13 protein-coding genes and 1 tRNA gene are annotated in these 14,305 nt (G+C 68.3%); 8 read left to right on the plus strand and 6 right to left on the minus strand.

The genetic code is table 11. The features are described 5' to 3' along the window. Positions 1-61 precede the first annotated feature (61 nt). From AC1DK4_RS07415 to AC1DK4_RS07430, 4 genes are all read left to right on the plus strand, one after another. Positions 62-1,078: a class 1 fructose-bisphosphatase gene (locus tag AC1DK4_RS07415; protein ID WP_441612376.1), complete on the plus strand. Its 1,017-nt coding sequence runs from the start codon at positions 62-64 to the stop codon at positions 1,076-1,078. Positions 1,079-1,274: 196 nt separating this feature from the next. Continuing rightward, a tRNA-Thr gene (locus AC1DK4_RS07420) sits at positions 1,275-1,350 on the plus strand. Between the two features lie 211 nt (positions 1,351-1,561). Continuing rightward, positions 1,562-1,930, plus strand: a complete 369-nt coding sequence (locus AC1DK4_RS07425; RefSeq protein ID WP_441612725.1) for a hypothetical protein — start codon at positions 1,562-1,564, stop codon at positions 1,928-1,930. 464 nt (positions 1,931-2,394) lie between these two features. Continuing rightward, positions 2,395-2,925 carry a hypothetical protein gene (locus tag AC1DK4_RS07430; RefSeq protein WP_441612405.1) on the plus strand — a complete coding sequence of 177 codons (531 nt, stop codon included), beginning with the start codon at positions 2,395-2,397 and terminating at the stop codon, positions 2,923-2,925. A 474-nt stretch (positions 2,926-3,399) separates the two neighbouring features. On the opposite strand, the gene AC1DK4_RS07435 is transcribed toward AC1DK4_RS07430, so the two are convergent. Beyond that, entirely contained in the window at positions 3,400-5,055 is a 1,656-nt protein-coding gene (locus tag AC1DK4_RS07435) for a DUF342 domain-containing protein (RefSeq protein ID WP_477131450.1), read from the minus strand. A gap of 439 nt (positions 5,056-5,494) precedes the next feature. Here AC1DK4_RS07435 and AC1DK4_RS07440 point away from each other — a divergent pair, with 439 nt between their 5' ends. Beyond that, on the plus strand, positions 5,495-6,397 hold the full coding sequence (locus AC1DK4_RS07440; RefSeq protein ID WP_477131451.1) for a class I SAM-dependent methyltransferase: 903 nt from the start codon (positions 5,495-5,497) through the stop codon (positions 6,395-6,397). A 43-nt stretch (positions 6,398-6,440) separates the two neighbouring features. On the opposite strand, the gene AC1DK4_RS07445 is transcribed toward AC1DK4_RS07440, so the two are convergent. Continuing rightward, entirely contained in the window at positions 6,441-6,995 is a 555-nt protein-coding gene (locus AC1DK4_RS07445; protein ID WP_441612408.1) for a DUF1415 domain-containing protein, read from the minus strand. 55 nt (positions 6,996-7,050) lie between these two features. After that, the gene (locus tag AC1DK4_RS07450) at positions 7,051-7,449 is read right to left on the minus strand and encodes a hypothetical protein (protein WP_441612409.1); all 399 of its coding nucleotides are present in this window, start codon (positions 7,447-7,449) and stop codon (positions 7,051-7,053) included. Positions 7,450-7,627: 178 nt separating this feature from the next. Between AC1DK4_RS07450 and AC1DK4_RS07455 the strand changes: the two genes are divergently transcribed. Next, on the plus strand, positions 7,628-8,890 hold the full coding sequence (locus tag AC1DK4_RS07455; RefSeq protein ID WP_441612410.1) for a TIGR03862 family flavoprotein: 1,263 nt from the start codon (positions 7,628-7,630) through the stop codon (positions 8,888-8,890). Between the two features lie 30 nt (positions 8,891-8,920). On the opposite strand, the gene AC1DK4_RS07460 is transcribed toward AC1DK4_RS07455, so the two are convergent. Beyond that, positions 8,921-10,537: an NAD(P)/FAD-dependent oxidoreductase gene (locus AC1DK4_RS07460; RefSeq protein WP_441612411.1), complete on the minus strand. Its 1,617-nt coding sequence runs from the start codon at positions 10,535-10,537 to the stop codon at positions 8,921-8,923. A 222-nt stretch (positions 10,538-10,759) separates the two neighbouring features. Here AC1DK4_RS07460 and AC1DK4_RS07465 point away from each other — a divergent pair, with 222 nt between their 5' ends. Further along, positions 10,760-11,065: a single-stranded DNA-binding protein gene (locus tag AC1DK4_RS07465; protein ID WP_441612412.1), complete on the plus strand. Its 306-nt coding sequence runs from the start codon at positions 10,760-10,762 to the stop codon at positions 11,063-11,065. Positions 11,066-11,086: 21 nt separating this feature from the next. Here the strand turns inward: AC1DK4_RS07465 and AC1DK4_RS07470 are convergent, their stop codons facing one another. Both AC1DK4_RS07470 and AC1DK4_RS07475 read right to left on the minus strand, forming a co-directional pair. Next, positions 11,087-12,061: a threo-3-hydroxy-L-aspartate ammonia-lyase gene (locus AC1DK4_RS07470; protein WP_441612413.1), complete on the minus strand. Its 975-nt coding sequence runs from the start codon at positions 12,059-12,061 to the stop codon at positions 11,087-11,089. Continuing rightward, positions 12,058-12,489, minus strand: coding sequence for a hypothetical protein (locus AC1DK4_RS07475; RefSeq protein ID WP_441612414.1), 432 nt, complete (start codon positions 12,487-12,489; stop codon positions 12,058-12,060). Before AC1DK4_RS07475 ends, AC1DK4_RS07470 begins: the two co-directional genes overlap by 4 nt. Positions 12,490-12,664: 175 nt before the next feature. On the opposite strand from AC1DK4_RS07475, the gene AC1DK4_RS07480 reads away from it, so the two are divergent. Beyond that, positions 12,665-14,152, plus strand: a complete 1,488-nt coding sequence (locus tag AC1DK4_RS07480; protein WP_441612415.1) for an aminotransferase-like domain-containing protein — start codon at positions 12,665-12,667, stop codon at positions 14,150-14,152. Positions 14,153-14,305: the final 153 nt, after the last annotated feature.

Raw genomic sequence — 14,305 nt, forward strand, 5'->3', positions numbered from 1 at the left:
GCCGCTGCGGCCTGGCAGCCATGCGGCCATGTAGAATTGCGGCCATTCAAGGAGAAACCCCATGAGTCGCATCAGCCTCACCCGCTATCTGGTCGAGGAGCAGCGCAAACACAATACGATCCAGCCGGAGCTGCGGCTGCTGATCGAAGTGGTGGCGCGCGCCTGCAAGGCCATTTCCAACTCCGTCAGCAAGGGCGCCCTCGCCGGCATCCTCGGCTCGGCCGGCACCGGCAACGTGCAGGGCGAGACCCAGCAGAAGCTGGACGTGATCGCCAACGAAGTCCTGCTCGACGCCAACGAATGGGGCGGCCACCTCGCCGCCATGGCCTCGGAGGAAATGGACAGCTTCTACGAGATCCCCAACCGCTATCCCAAGGGCGAATACCTGCTGCTGTTCGATCCGCTCGACGGCTCGTCGAACATCGACGTCAACGTCTCGATCGGCACCATCTTCTCGGTGCTGCACATGCCCAAGCCCGGCCAGACCGTGACCGAGGCCGACTTCATGCAGCCCGGCACCCACCAGGTCGCCGCCGGCTACGCCGTGTACGGCCCGCAGACCACCCTGGTGCTGACCGTCGGCAATGGCGTGCACATGTTCACGCTGGACCGCGAAGCCGGCAGCTTCGTGCTCACCCAGTCCGACGTGCAGATCCCGGAAGACACCAAGGAATTCGCGATCAACATGTCCAACATGCGCCACTGGGCCCCGCCTGTGCGCCGCTATATCGACGAATGCCTGGCCGGCGACGAAGGTCCGCGCGGCAAGAACTTCAACATGCGCTGGATCGCCTCCATGGTGGCCGACGTGCACCGCATCCTCACGCGCGGCGGCGTCTTCATGTACCCCTGGGACAAGCGCGAGCCGGAGAAACCCGGCAAGCTGCGCCTGATGTACGAAGCCAACCCCATGGCCATGCTGGTCGAGCAGGCCGGCGGCGCCGCCACCAACGGCCACGAACGCATCCTGGACGTGCAGCCCGAAAAGCTGCACCAGCGCGTTTCCGTGATCCTCGGCTCGAAGAACGAAGTGGAGCGCGTCACGCGCTACCACCACGAGGAAAAGGCCGCGGGCTGACGCCGGCTGCCGGCGAGAAGGCCACGGCACTTGCATGTGCTGGTGTGGGAAGGGACGCCCCGGGCGTCCCTTTTCCATGGCCAGGCTGGCCGCAGCCACGTCCGCCCCGGAAATTTTTGCCTGGGGGGCTTCACAGGCAAAATAAACGTTGCTATTATTGCGGGCTTCATCCAGTAGTTGTTTCGCGGATGGTGAGGCCGAAGTAGCTCAGTCGGTAGAGCAGCTCATTCGTAATGAGAAGGTCGGGGGTTCGATTCCTCTCTTCGGCACCACAAGCATTCCAGAGTATTGCCAGCAGTGCCAAGCAACCCGGACAGCCCAGAGCTCTCCGGGTTTTTTGTTGCCCGGCGCCGGCGAATCCCGGGGCGCCACGCCTGCCAGTCACCGCGGGTCCTTGGTACCATCCAGCCCAGCCTCGCAAGCGAACCCGGTTGCGCTGCGCCGCCCGCAACGCGACTCTTTGGAGATCATGCCGTGAAATACATGAAGGTATTGGCAGCAATGGCCTGCCTGGTATCGGCGGCTTGCACCACGTCTGCGCCCGCGCCCGCGCCATCCGGCGGCAGGCAGATGTCGACGTACGACGCAGACACCGAGTACACGGTCGAGTACGTCCCGGATGGCTTCACGCTGATGGTCAACTATCGCTACCCGGGGTTCACCGTGCGGTCCAGCACGGCGCAGACGGCGTGCAAGGCAGCGCTTTCCAGTGTGGCCAACAGCCTCTCCGAGCGCCGTCAGCGGCAAATCGAACCGCTCGACGACCGGCTCGTCAAGCTCACCACCCGCAGGAACTGGTCCGGCACGATGGCCACCTGCTCTGCCACAGCGCCAATCGCCTGGAAGCGCTGACGCCGGGCCGGCACGCCCGGCAGAGCATTTTCTCTTTCCCCCCGCACACATCCCGCGCCCGCCAAAAGCATGGCGGCAGGACAGCCGTTGACAGCCTCCTGTCCGTCACATCCCTCCTTGGGCTTACGCCGTTCGATTCATTGAATCTGCACGCCCCAGGCACCAGACTGGTATCACAAGACAACCAGAACAACGGGTAGCGACTCCAGGCGCCCGAATACACAGGACGAACCGGCCGGCAGCGTTCCGGCACGCGTTCGCCATTGCTGCGCAACCGGGGAACAGCATGCATACCGCTCCGACATAGCCGGCGCCGCGCCGGATTTGCAGGTTGGCCGTGCCCGCGCGCACCCGCGCGCCGCGCGCGGCCGATCCACGCCACGACAAGAACAAAGGAAGCGGCCATGGATGCTTGTCCAGTCCCTGGTACGGCGAGCCGTTGTCTTTTTCCGCGCGGATTCGTCGTGCTGCTTGCCATGTGCGCATCACTGGCAGCGGCGCCGGCGCGCGCGGACGATGCAAAGCCGCCGGATATCCCTGTACCTTCGCCGGAAGGCTTGCCGGCAGCGGACACGCCCGCCGCCGCTCCCGCTCCCGGATTCTCGCCGCAGGTCTGGCTCAATGCGGGCTTTCTCTCCTATCACTTCAACCACGCTGCGCACTACAACGCGTACAACTGGGGATTCGGCATCGATCTTCGCGTCAGCGAGGATTTCACCTTGTCCGCCGGCGAATACCGCAACAGCATGCGCTACCACTCGACCTACGCCACCGTGAGCTGGCAGCCCCTGCACCTGGGACCGCTCCGGATCGGCGTCGCGGCAGGCGCGGTGCGCGGGTATCCGGATATCAATCATGGCGGCTGGTCACCGATGGCCGCACCGGTGATCGGTGTCGAGTACCGCCGCGTGGGCGCGAGCCTGATCTATGTGCCGACGATGCGAGGCAAGGTCGACGGCTGCATTTCCTTGCAAATCAGGATACGGGTCTGGTAGCGCGCGCGTATTCGCACGAGGGCACGAGGGCACGCGGGTGGCCCCAGCGGCATCAATTGCGATGCGCTGCCCGATGCGATGGGTGCCTGTCCCCCGGTGTGGCTGGATGCCTCCGACCTTGCCGCAAGCCGCGAGGCGCGCCGCGAGGGCTTCTGCAGAAAAAAACGCCGCATGCGCAAGCATGCGGCGTTACGGAAGGAGGGCCAAGGGATGGACCCTCATCGGGAATACCACCCCCGGGGAAGAGAGCGGTATGTGGCTACTGTAATCACTGGCGCCACGCCAACCAATCAGCCGCTTCCTAATTTCCATTCGGAAATTTCGGCAAATCAAACCCGCGCGCCAAGTACCGGGGGGGGCATTGCCTACCTTGACGGCATTGCGCGCCGCTGCCGGACAACGCGCAGGACAAGGGGGAGAAAAAGGGAGAAGGAAATGGGGATCGCCCGCTGGCCGGACGATCCCGCTGCGAGGTCAGACCAGCGCGATGCGGTCCTCGACCAGCCGGAACTGGCCGCCCGGCTTGTCCTCCATGATCTTCATGGACTTCTGCCCGATATGCGCGCTGACCCCGCCGTGGATGCGCCGGCTCACCTCGATCACCGCCCCGGGCGAGGGGCGCAGCTGCTCGGCCAGCCTGGCCAGCCTGGCGTCCAGCTCGATGGAGTCGCGGGTCAGCTTGAACAAGGTCGCGCGCGCCTTCTCGCGCAGGTCGCCGACCGCTTTCTCGGGGTTCTTGGCGAAAAAGTTGACCAGCTGCTGCACCTTGGCCTGGTCGGTCTCGAGCTGGCGGCGCTGGGCCTCCGCTTCGGCCTTCTCCGCTTCCGCATAGGGATTGGTGCCGACCTGCACGATGGTGGCGGTGCCTGCGGACGCGCCGAGGGTGGCGGTGCGCACCGCCGCCTTGGCCCGGATGCGGCCGCCGGTGATATTGCCCTGTCCGCCCTTGGGACTGCCCGCGAGGATGCTGCGCCCGGCGGCCACGTCGCTCTGCCGGATGCCGCTTTCCACGGTGACATCGGTGCCGGCCTCGACCACCGCGCTTTCGATGAAGCGCGCGTGCAGCGCGCCCTTGCAGCGCACGCTCGCCAGCGCCGCCGCGCCATCGCCGCCCTGGTGCGCGCCTTCGGCCCGGCCGATGATGCCGCCCTTCACCACGACGTCGCCGCCCGCCTCGACATGCGCGGCCTCGATGGTGCCGCTGACGATGACATCTCCGGTCACCCGCACCGTCATGCCGGTCTTGATATCGCCGTTGACGCGCAGAGTGCCGTCGAAGGTGACATTGCCGGAATGCATGTCCACCGCTTCTACGTCGACCACCGGGCTGACCGAAACGCCATGCGGCAAYAGCGTCGGCGAGCCGGAGATCGCCGCCAGCAGGACGCCCGGATCGGCGGGATCGGGGGCCACGCCCGTCAATCCATCGGCATAGGGCGGATCGGCCGCCTCCGGCGCCGCCACGGGCTTGCCGAAGACGTCGACGCCATCCGTGCCCTGGCGGGCCGGGATGCGGCGCATCAGCGGCGTGCCCGGGTTGACCAGCAGCAGGGTCCCGAGGTCGCGCAKGTCGACGCGGCCACTTTCGTCTTCCGCCACCAGGGGCTTGCGCGGCGCCAGCAGGCTTTCGAAGCGCGCTGGCGTGCCGGGCCGCGGCGCGCGCCCTGCGGCGATCTCCACGCTGTCGCATAAGCCCGCCTCGAAGACCGTGCGCAGGATGTCGCGGTCAGGCTCGGCCACGATGCCGCGCTCGGCCAGCGCGGCGCGGACATCGTCACGCACCACCGCGCGGCCGCCTTGCGCCGGCAGCAGGCTCAGGCGCACGCTCAGCCCGTCGGCGCTGATGTCGATCTCGAAATAGCCGTCGGTGACCTCTCCGATCAGCGCCTGCACCGGCGCGCCTTCGGTGGCGCGCTGGCACTGCGAGAGAAAGCCGCCGACCGCGGCTGTGTCCAGCCTGGCCCCGCCCCAGCCTGCGGCGGCCAGCGCCGCCTCCAGTGCCGCGCGGTCCGGCGGCATCCGCCCCGGCGCCATGGCATAGGTGGCGTGCAGATGCCGCGTGGCCTCATCGAGACTGACCCGCAAGCCCCCTTCTACTGCGTCAACTGGGTGTTCTCCCCGACTTTCCATTCCGTCGTTCCCTCTGGTGGATCTGTCCGGGCGCGCGGTCCCGCCCGCTGCGCCACTTGCCATTCCGGGCCGCCCCCGCCGCGCGCTGACGCAGCCCGCGACCAAAGGGTGCGGCGGCATCGCCGTGGGTACCTGGGCTTCTGGCATCTGCCCGCGGGCGCCGCGCACGGGGCCCCGGGTTGTCTTTGCGCGCCGCTGATCTTTGTTCTTTCTGGCGCACACAACACCAACGGCGGCCTTGCGGAAAACTTGAGGGCCGCGCGCCGGGATCCCGCCGAAACCAGGCGGCAAGCAGGTGGCGAGCACCGGCATCCGCTGCGGCGGTTGCGCCACTCCGCCCGGCCGCCGGCGACTTTCGGTAAACTGCCGCTATTCCGGCGCCGCGTCGTCCGCTTTGGCGCACGCCCCACTGCCTCACCGCTTTTCCCAGGTTCCCCAGATGGCCCAGAAGTCCCCGGCGTCGAAGACGCCCGCCGCACCGGCGCCCAGCCCCCACGAAATCCGCCCCGGCCAGTCCGTCGAGCTGCTCAAGGCGCTGCATATCCTCACGCGCGACGGCAAGATGAACCAGGACAGCCGCCGCAAGCTCAAGCAGGTCTATCACCTGTTCCAGTTCATCGAGCCGCTGCTGCAGGACCTCAAGCAAGACCATCCCGACGTGACGCTGGTGGACCATGGCGCAGGCAAGTCCTATCTGGGCTTCATCCTGTACGACCTGTTCTTCAAGGACCACCTGGACAACTCGCACATCTTCGGCATCGAGACGCGCGAGGAACTGGTGCGCACTTCTCAGGAGCTGGCCGCGCGGCTTGGCTTCAAGGGCATGTCCTTCCTGAACCTGTCGGTGGCGGACTCGATCACCTCGYCGCARCTGCCGCCCRCCATCGACATCGTSACCGCSYTGCAYGCCTGCAATACGGCCACGGACGATGCSATCCGCTTCGCGCTGGARAAGCRCGCSAARTACATCGTGGTGGTGCCYTGCTGCCAGGCCGAGGTGGCCGGCGTGCTGCGCAAGAACAAGGGAAAATCGCTCGCCAGCCCGCTCACCGAGATCTGGCGCCACCCGCTGCATACGCGCGAGTTCGGCAGCCAGGTCACCAATGTGCTGCGCTGCCTGCAACTCGAAGCGCACGGCTACCAGGTCAGCGTGACCGAGCTGGTGGGTTGGGAGCATTCGATGAAGAACGAACTGATCATCGCGCAGTACAAGGATCTGCCGCGCCGCCGGCCCACCGAGCGCCTCAACGAAGTGCTGAAGACGCTGGGGCTGGAGGAAATGTCGGGACGCTTCTATACCGGCGAAAGCCACGGCGAGGCAGCCTGCGCCGTGGCGCAGTGAGTTTCCGGCCTGATGCGTGGCGGCGCCCGCCCGGCGCGCCGCTTCAGGCGCGCATCAGCGCCCGCCACCCCTCCAGGCCGAGCTTGCGCATGGTGTCCTGGTTGCGCTCGTAGATATCCGCCGCATCGGGAAAGGCCTCCACGGCACGCGCGATGCTGTCTTCGCGCAGCAGGTGCAGGATCGGATAGGGCGCGCGGTTGGTGTAGTTCTCGATATCGTCCGGCTCGGTTCCGTCGAACTGGTAGTCCGGGTGGAAGCTGGCGATCTGCAGCGTGCCGGCCAGGCGCAGGCTCTTGAGCAGGCGTTCGGCGAAAAACAGCGCGTCGTTGTAGTCGAGAAAATCCGCCAGCGCGTGCGGCAGGATCAGCAGCGTGGTGTCGGTCTCGGCCGGATCCGCCTCGGCCAGCAGTTTCAGCTCGGCCTCGAGGTCGGCCATCACGCCCTCGCTATCGGTGGCGCCGCTCACCGCGTAGCGGATCTGTTGCTTGACATGCACGGCCTTGGCGAACGGGCAGAGGTTAAGGCCGATCACGGCGCGCTCCAGCCACTGCCGGGTGGCTTGCAGGACGGATTCGGTGGACGGCGGAGCTGAAGTCATGACGATGGCGAACGGCGCGAAACCACCATTTTAGCGCCCGGCCCGCACGTCTCGCTCAGCGGCGCTGGCCGTAGATCTGCCTGGCAAGCGTATCGGCCTGGCGCATGGCCGCGTCGCGCTCGGCCGCGCTCAGTTTGCCGCAGACGTACTCGAGGTTGGCGGTATCGAGGTCGGTCACGCGGCGATCGCCGGACAGCACGATCACCTTGCGCCACGCGCAGGCACGCACGCGGTCCTTCTCCAGCCCGAGGCAGCCTGACTGCAGGCAGTAGGACAGGTTGCGCTGGGCCAGGAAGTCGCCATGCATGGCCTTGTCCTGCAGCCCTTGCGCGGTTTCCTGCGCAAACGCCGCCGGCGCTCCGCACAGCAGGCCGAGCACCAGGCCGGCAGGCACGCCTCGCGCGGCAGCGCGCACTACGGCGCGAAACGCCGGGAAAGAAAAAGATACGGTCATGGGAAACGCACGCTGGCGGCATCGAGGACCGGATCTTATCAGCCGCCGCCGGGCTGCGCCGGCCACCCCGCGCCGGGCCATGGCGAGCCGCCCTATATAATCCGATCCGCCGCGCCGCACGCCCAAGGCACGCCTTTCGCATTGCCGCGGCTCACCGCCCTTCCTCCGGATTCAAGCCATGTCTGCACCCGCCGCCTCTCTCTCCGCCAGCATCGCCGTGATCGGTGGCGGCCCCGCGGGCCTGATGGCGGCCGAGGTGCTGGCCGCGCGCGGCTGGCGCGTGGACGTGTACGACGCCATGCCGTCGGTGGGCCGCAAGTTCCTGATGGCCGGGCGCGGCGGCATGAACCTGACGCACTCGGAGGCGGCGCAGCCCTTCCTGGCGCGCTACGGCAGCCGCAGCACGCAGATCGCGCCGCTGCTGGCGGGCTTCGATCCGCAGGCGCTGCGCGAATGGGTGCACGGGCTGGGCATCGAAACCTTCGTCGGCAGCTCGGGCCGGGTCTTCCCCACCGACATGAAAGCGGCGCCGATGCTGCGCGCGTGGCTGCACCGGCTGCGCGAAGCCGGCGTGCAGTTCCATATGCGGCACCGCTGGCTGGGCTGGGCGGACGACGAGGATACCACCGGCGCCCTGCGCTTCGCCGCGCCCGAGGGCGAACTGCGCGTACAGGCGGATGCGGTGGTGCTGGCGCTGGGCGGCGGCAGCTGGGCGCGGCTGGGCTCGGACGGCGCCTGGGTGTCGCTGCTGGCGGCGCGCGGCGTCGAGGTGGCGCCCTTGCGCCCCGCCAACTGCGGCTTCGACGTGGCCTGGAGCGAGCACTTCGGCTCACGTTTTGCGGGGCAGCCGGTCAAGGCCGTGGCGATCGGCCTGCAGGACCGCGACGGCAACCAGCACTATCGCCAGGGCGAGTTCGTCATCACCGCGGGCGGCATCGAAGGCAGCCTGGTCTATGCGCTGAGCGCGCCGATGCGCGACCTGCTGGACAGCACCGGCGAGGCCGTGATTCATCTCGACCTCGCCCCGGGCCTGAGCGCGGAGCGCGTGGCCGAGGCGGTGCAGCGCCCGCGCGGCGCGCGCTCGCTGTCCAGCCACCTGCAGAGCAAGCTGGGCATTACCGGCGTCAAGGCCGGGCTGCTGCGTGAATGCCTGTCGAAGGAAGATTTCGCCGATCCCGCGCGGCTGGCCGCCGCGATCAAGGCGCTGCCGCTGCGCCTGCTGCGCGCCCGCCCTATCGACGAAGTCATCAGCAGCGCAGGCGGCATCACGTTCGAGGCGCTGGACGCCCGGCTGATGCTGCGCGCCATGCCGGGCGTGTTCTGCGCCGGCGAGATGCTGGACTGGGAAGCGCCCACCGGCGGCTACCTGCTCACCGCCTGCTTCGCCAGCGGGCGCGCGGCCGGGCTGGGCGCCGCTGCCTGGCTGGAACGCGCTGCCTGAAGCAGCGCTTCGCTCAGGGCAGCGCTTTGCTCACACGCCCTTGACGATGCTCAGCGCGACGGCCTCCGCCACCTCGATGCCGTCGATGGCCGCCGAATAGATGCCGCCAGCGTAGCCGGCGCCTTCGCCGGCCGGGTACAGGCCTTCCACGTTCATGCTCTGGTAGTTGTCCTTGCGGCGGATGCGCAGCGGCGATGAAGTGCGCGTTTCCACGCCGGTCAGCACCGCGTCGTGCATGGCAAAGCCGGCGATTTTCTTGTCGAGCTCCGGCAAGGCCTCGCGGATGGCCTCGGTCACGTACGACGGCAGCACGTCGGAGAGATCCGTCGGCGTGACGCCCGGCTTGTACGACGGCTCCACCGAGCCCATCGCGGTGGACGGCCGGCGCGCGATGAAGTCGCCCACCAGCTGTGCCGGCGCATTGTAGTTGCGCCCCCCCAGCTCGAAGGCGCGCTCTTCCCAGTGGCGCTGGAAATCGATGCCCGCCAGCGGGCCGCCAGGAAAGTCCTCGGGTGTGATGCCGACCACGATGCCGGCATTGGCGTTGCGCTCGGCGCGGTAATACTGGCTCATGCCGTTGGTCACCACGCGGCCCGGCTCGGACGCGGCGGCCACCACCGTACCGCCCGGGCACATGCAGAAGCTGTAGACGGCACGGCCATTGCTGGCGTGGTGCACCACCTTGTAGTCGGCGGCACCGAGCAGCTTGTTGCCGGCGAACTTGCCGAAGCGGCTGCGGTTGATCAGGCCCTGCGGGTGCTCGATGCGGAAACCCAGCGAGAACGGCTTGGCTTCCATGAACACGCCGCGCGCATGCAGCATCTGGAAGGTGTCGCGCGCGCTGTGGCCCACGGCCAGCACCACGTGGTCGGCTTCGAGGTATTCACCGTCGTGCAGCTTGAGGCCGCGCAGCTTGCCATTGTCGATGTCGACGTCTTCGACGCGCGTACCGAAGCGGATCTCGCCGCCCAGCGCGAAGATCTCCGCGCGCATCTTCTCCACCATGCTGACCAGGCGGAAGGTACCGATGTGCGGGCGCGCGAGATAGAGGATGTCTTCCGGTGCGCCAGCCTTGACGAACTCCTCCAGCACCTTGCGGCCGTAGTGCTTCGGGTCCTTGATCTGGCTGTACAGCTTGCCGTCGGAAAAGGTGCCGGCCCCGCCTTCGCCGAACTGCACGTTCGATTCGGGATTCAGCACGCTCTTGCGCCACAGGCCGAAGGTGTCCTTGGTGCGCTCGCGCACTTCCTTGCCGCGCTCGAGGATGATCGGACGGAAGCCCATCTGCGCCAGGATCAGCCCGGCGAGCAGCCCGCACGGGCCCATGCCGATCACCACCGGACGCAGCGTCGTGCCTTGCGCCGGCGCCTTCGCCACGAAGCGGTAGGCCATGTCCGGCGTCACGCTCCAGTTGGGCTTGCCTGCCATGCGCCCGATCGCCGCGGCTTCGTCTTTGACCGCGATATCGATGATGTAGGTGAGCTTGATGTCGGAGCGCTTGCGGGCGTCGTGCGCGCGGCGGAACACGGTGAACCCGGTCAGGCCATCGGCCGTGACACCGATCTCGGCCAGGCGCGCGCGCACCACGGCATCGAGATCGCTCTCGGCATGGTCGAGCGGGAGTTTGACTTCACTTAGACGTAGCATGGGAACCTGGAATTCTGCGGCCGGTAGGTCCGCCCCGCATGGGACGCGAACTGCACTCTGGGTGAGCGTCGGGCTGGCCGGACCGCAATTTTATAGTTTTTCGGGCCAGGCCCTGCAATCTCTGCCCCGCGGCGGCGAAATTGTGAGATCTTCCGCACCCCGGCACACCCGCGCGCATGCCTTCGCGCCCTTGCCTTTCACAGCAACCCATCAAGGAACACCATGATCGATGGACTAGTCAGCGGCCGCCTCCATGGCCACGCCAGCGAACGCACCGGCCAGGGCGGCAGCCTGTTCGTCACCGCCAGGCTCAAGGCCACGCTCGGCGACGGCGACACCGTGATCGTCAACGTGATCGCGTTCGCCGACAAGGTGCGCGCCGCGCTGCTGGCGCTGGAAGACGGCGAATCGGTGGCGCTCGCGGGCAGCCTCACGCCCAAGGTCTGGACCGACAAGAACGGCGACACGCGCCCCGCGCTGGACATGGTGGCGCACGGCCTGCTGAGCGCCCGCGACGCCCAGCCCTGAGCGCCGCAGGCGTGCCGAGCGCTATGACTGCGCCGGCTGCAGCAGCGTCGCGAAGCGGGCCAGGTCCACATTGCCGCCCGAGATCACGATGCCCACGCGCTTGCCGCTGACATCGAGCCGCCTGGCGAATACCGCCGCGGCCGCCAGGCAGCCGGTCGGCTCCACCACCATCTTCATGCGCCCGGCGAAGAACGCCATGGCCTCGACCAGCTCGGCGTCGCTGACCGTGACGACATCGTCGACCAGGCTGCGCAGCACCGGGAAGGTCAGGTTGCCGAGGTGCTGGGTCTGGGCGCCGTCGGCCAGCGTGTCCGGCGTGTCGATATGCACGATCTTGCCGCTGCGCAGGCTGCGCTGGGCATCGTTGCCGGCTTCGGGCTCGACGCCGATCACCTGGCAGCCCGGGTTCAGCGCGCGCGCGGCCACCGCGCAGCCGGACAGGAGCCCGCCACCGCCGAGCGGGGTGATCAGCACGTCCAGCGGGCCGGCCTGCTCGAACAGTTCCTTGGCGGCGGTGCCCTGCCCGGCCATCACGTGCGGATGGTCGTATGGCGGGATCAGGGTCAGGCCCTGTTCTTCCGCCAGGCGGCGGCCGATGGCTTCGCGATCCTCGGTATAGCGGTCGTACAGCACCACCTCGCCGCCATAGCCGCGCGTGGCGGCGATCTTGATGGCCGGCGCATCCTGCGGCATCACGATGACCGCGCGCACCCCGAACAGCCGGGCGGACATGGCGATGGCCTGCGCGTGGTTGCCCGAGGAGAACGCGATCACGCCCGCCTTGCGCTGCGCTGGCGTGAACTGCGCGATGGCGTTGTAGCCGCCGCGGAACTTGAAGGCGCCCATGCGCTGGAAGTTTTCGCACTTGAAGAACAGCTGGGCACCGCTCTGCGCGTCGGCAAAGGCGGACGTCATGACCGGCGTGCGGTGGGCTACGCCCTCCAGCCGCCGGTGGGCCTCGACCACGTCGTCATAGGAAATTGCAAGTTCGCTCATTTTTGTTGCTCTCCGTGAATGCATTGCGGTGCGGCGGGGGATGCGGCGGCCCGGAATCGCGCAGCGAGGCCCAGCCAGCGAGCCCGCCACGGCTGCGCGGCGGGCCGGTACAGCCTCAGCGTGGCGGCGCGCCTGGCCAGCACTTCCACCCAGCCTGCCGGCAACGTGACCGAACTGCCGGCCGCCAGGCGCTGCGGCTGCCGCCATATCGTGTCGGCGAGCCAGCGCGGCGGCCCGGACAATTCGAGCTCGCCCTCCATCAGGTACAGCGTGGTGCCGGCTTTGGCATAAAACCGCAGCATACGGCTGGTCTCGAGATCGAGCAGCTGGGCCTCCGGCGCGCCAGCGGGCGCCATGACGCGCGCAGGCGTCACGGCAGGGATGACAGGTTCGGCGGATTCGGTCGGGTCTGAACGATAGCCTTGCATGATGCGGCTCCGTGCTGTGATGGCAAGGCTCCAGACTATCGGGCCGCCCCCCGGCAAAACAGGCACACGGATGCACGAGGTGAACCGTAACAGAACACCGAAAAATCATCTGTTACGATACAGAACACCTACATCTGTATCTGTTGCGCAGGCCGCCGCCGCGCCACCATGCCGCATGGACTCCGCCCCGCTCTACCGTCAGCTTGCGCAGCACTATCGCCATGCCATCGAAACCGGCACGCTGAAGCCGGGCGACCGCGTGCCGTCCGTGCGCACCCTGATGGAACTGCATGGCGTGAGCCTGTCCACCGCGTTGCAGGCTTGCCGGCAAATGGAAAGCGACGGGCTGCTGGAGGCCAGGCCGCGCTCGGGCTATTTCGTGCGGCACGCGCCGCCCGCGCGCCACCAGCCGCTGGCCCCGATCGCGGAGCCAGCCGCCACGCTGCCGGACCCGGCGCAGTATGTCGGCATCCATGAGCGCATTTCTGCCATCACCGCCCGTGGGCGACAGCACTCCGTGGCGGTGAACTTCGCCGGCGCCTGCGGCGCGCCCTCGCTCTACCCGGCGCAGGCGCTGCGCGATGCGGCGGCACGCGCGCTGCGGCGCCACCCGCTGCTGTTCGGCAGTGCCGCCGATGCCGACGGACACCCCGCCTTTCGCGCGGTGCTGGCGCGGCACGCGCTGTTGTCGCGCATCACGGTGGCGCCCGAGGACATCCTCGTCACGCACGGCTGCACCGAGGCCCTCAACCTGGCGCTGCGCGCAGTGGCGCAGCCCGGCGACGTGATCGCCGTGGAATCGCCGACCTACTATGGCCTGCTTCAGATCCTCGAAAGCCTGGGCATGCGTGCGCTGGAGATTCCCAGCAGCCCGCAGACCGGCATCTCGCTCGAAGCGCTGGAACTGGCGGCGCAGACCTACGACAACATCCGCGCCGTGGTCGTGGTGCCGAACCTGCAGAACCCGCTGGGCTGCATCATGCCGGACAGCAACAAGGCGCAGCTGGTGGCCTGGTGCGAACAGCGCGCCATTGCGCTGATCGAGGACGACTGCTTCTCCGCACTGGCTGACACGGAGGCGCCGCTGGCGGCGCTGAAGGCCTGGGACCGCAGCGGCGGCGTGATCCACTGCGCGTCGCTGCACAAGATCCTCGCCCCCGGCATGCGGCTTGGCTGGATCGCCGCGGGCCGCTGGCAGGCCCGCGTGGAAATGCTCAAGTACAGCCAGTCGCGCCCCAACGAGTTGCTGGCGCAGATGGCGCTGGCGGACTATATGGGCTCGGGCGCCTTCGAGCGCCACCTGCGGCGCCTGCGCGAGCAACTGCGCAGCCAGCGCGCGCAGGTGGCGCAGGCGATCGCCGCCGAATTCCCCGCCGGCACGCGTGCCTCGAATCCAAACGGCGGCCTGCACCTGTGGGTGGAGCTGCCCGGGCCGGTGTCCTCCGAGGCCGTGTTCGACGAGGCCCTGGAAGCCGGCATCCGCGTGGTGCCGGGGGTCATGTTCTCCAACTCCAATCGCTTCGACCATTTCCTGCGCCTGAACTGCGGCATGCCGTTCTCGCCGGAGATCGAACGCGCGCTGCGCACGCTGGCTGCCGTGGCCGCACGGGTGGCCGGCAAGCCGCAGCGGACCGGACGCGGCGAGGCGCGCGCAAGGGGCTAGGCACCGCCCGGCCACGGCCCGGCGCTTGCCAGGGGCAGCCTCCGTCGCCTGGCCCGCCGTTCACGCCACCGATTCCGCCATTCATCGCAGCGTGCTGGGCGCGGGCGGAGGCAGCCGGCAAACTGGCGAGCCTTGCCGAAGGTGGCAAGACGC

It is taken from the genome of Cupriavidus sp. 05N38, assembly GCF_056397345.1.

Bases quoted from the DNA above. Each gene is read 5' to 3' on its own strand.
- AC1DK4_RS07425 (WP_441612725.1), top strand. From the start codon at position 1,562: ATGAAGGTATTGGCAGCAATGGCCTGCCTGGTATCGGCGGCTTGCACC.
- AC1DK4_RS07455 (WP_441612410.1), top strand. From the start codon at position 7,628: ATGTCTGCACCCGCCGCCTCTCTCTCCGCCAGCATCGCCGTGATCGGT.
- AC1DK4_RS07475 (WP_441612414.1), bottom strand. From the start codon at position 12,489: ATGCAAGGCTATCGTTCAGACCCGACCGAATCCGCCGAACCTGTCATC.
- AC1DK4_RS07415 (WP_441612376.1), top strand. From the start codon at position 62: ATGAGTCGCATCAGCCTCACCCGCTATCTGGTCGAGGAGCAGCGCAAA.
- AC1DK4_RS07450 (WP_441612409.1), bottom strand. From the start codon at position 7,449: ATGACCGTATCTTTTTCTTTCCCGGCGTTTCGCGCCGTAGTGCGCGCT.
- AC1DK4_RS07465 (WP_441612412.1), top strand. From the start codon at position 10,760: ATGATCGATGGACTAGTCAGCGGCCGCCTCCATGGCCACGCCAGCGAA.
- AC1DK4_RS07480 (WP_441612415.1), top strand. From the start codon at position 12,665: ATGGACTCCGCCCCGCTCTACCGTCAGCTTGCGCAGCACTATCGCCAT.
- AC1DK4_RS07445 (WP_441612408.1), bottom strand. From the start codon at position 6,995: ATGACTTCAGCTCCGCCGTCCACCGAATCCGTCCTGCAAGCCACCCGG.
- AC1DK4_RS07470 (WP_441612413.1), bottom strand. From the start codon at position 12,061: ATGAGCGAACTTGCAATTTCCTATGACGACGTGGTCGAGGCCCACCGG.
- AC1DK4_RS07460 (WP_441612411.1), bottom strand. From the start codon at position 10,537: ATGCTACGTCTAAGTGAAGTCAAACTCCCGCTCGACCATGCCGAGAGC.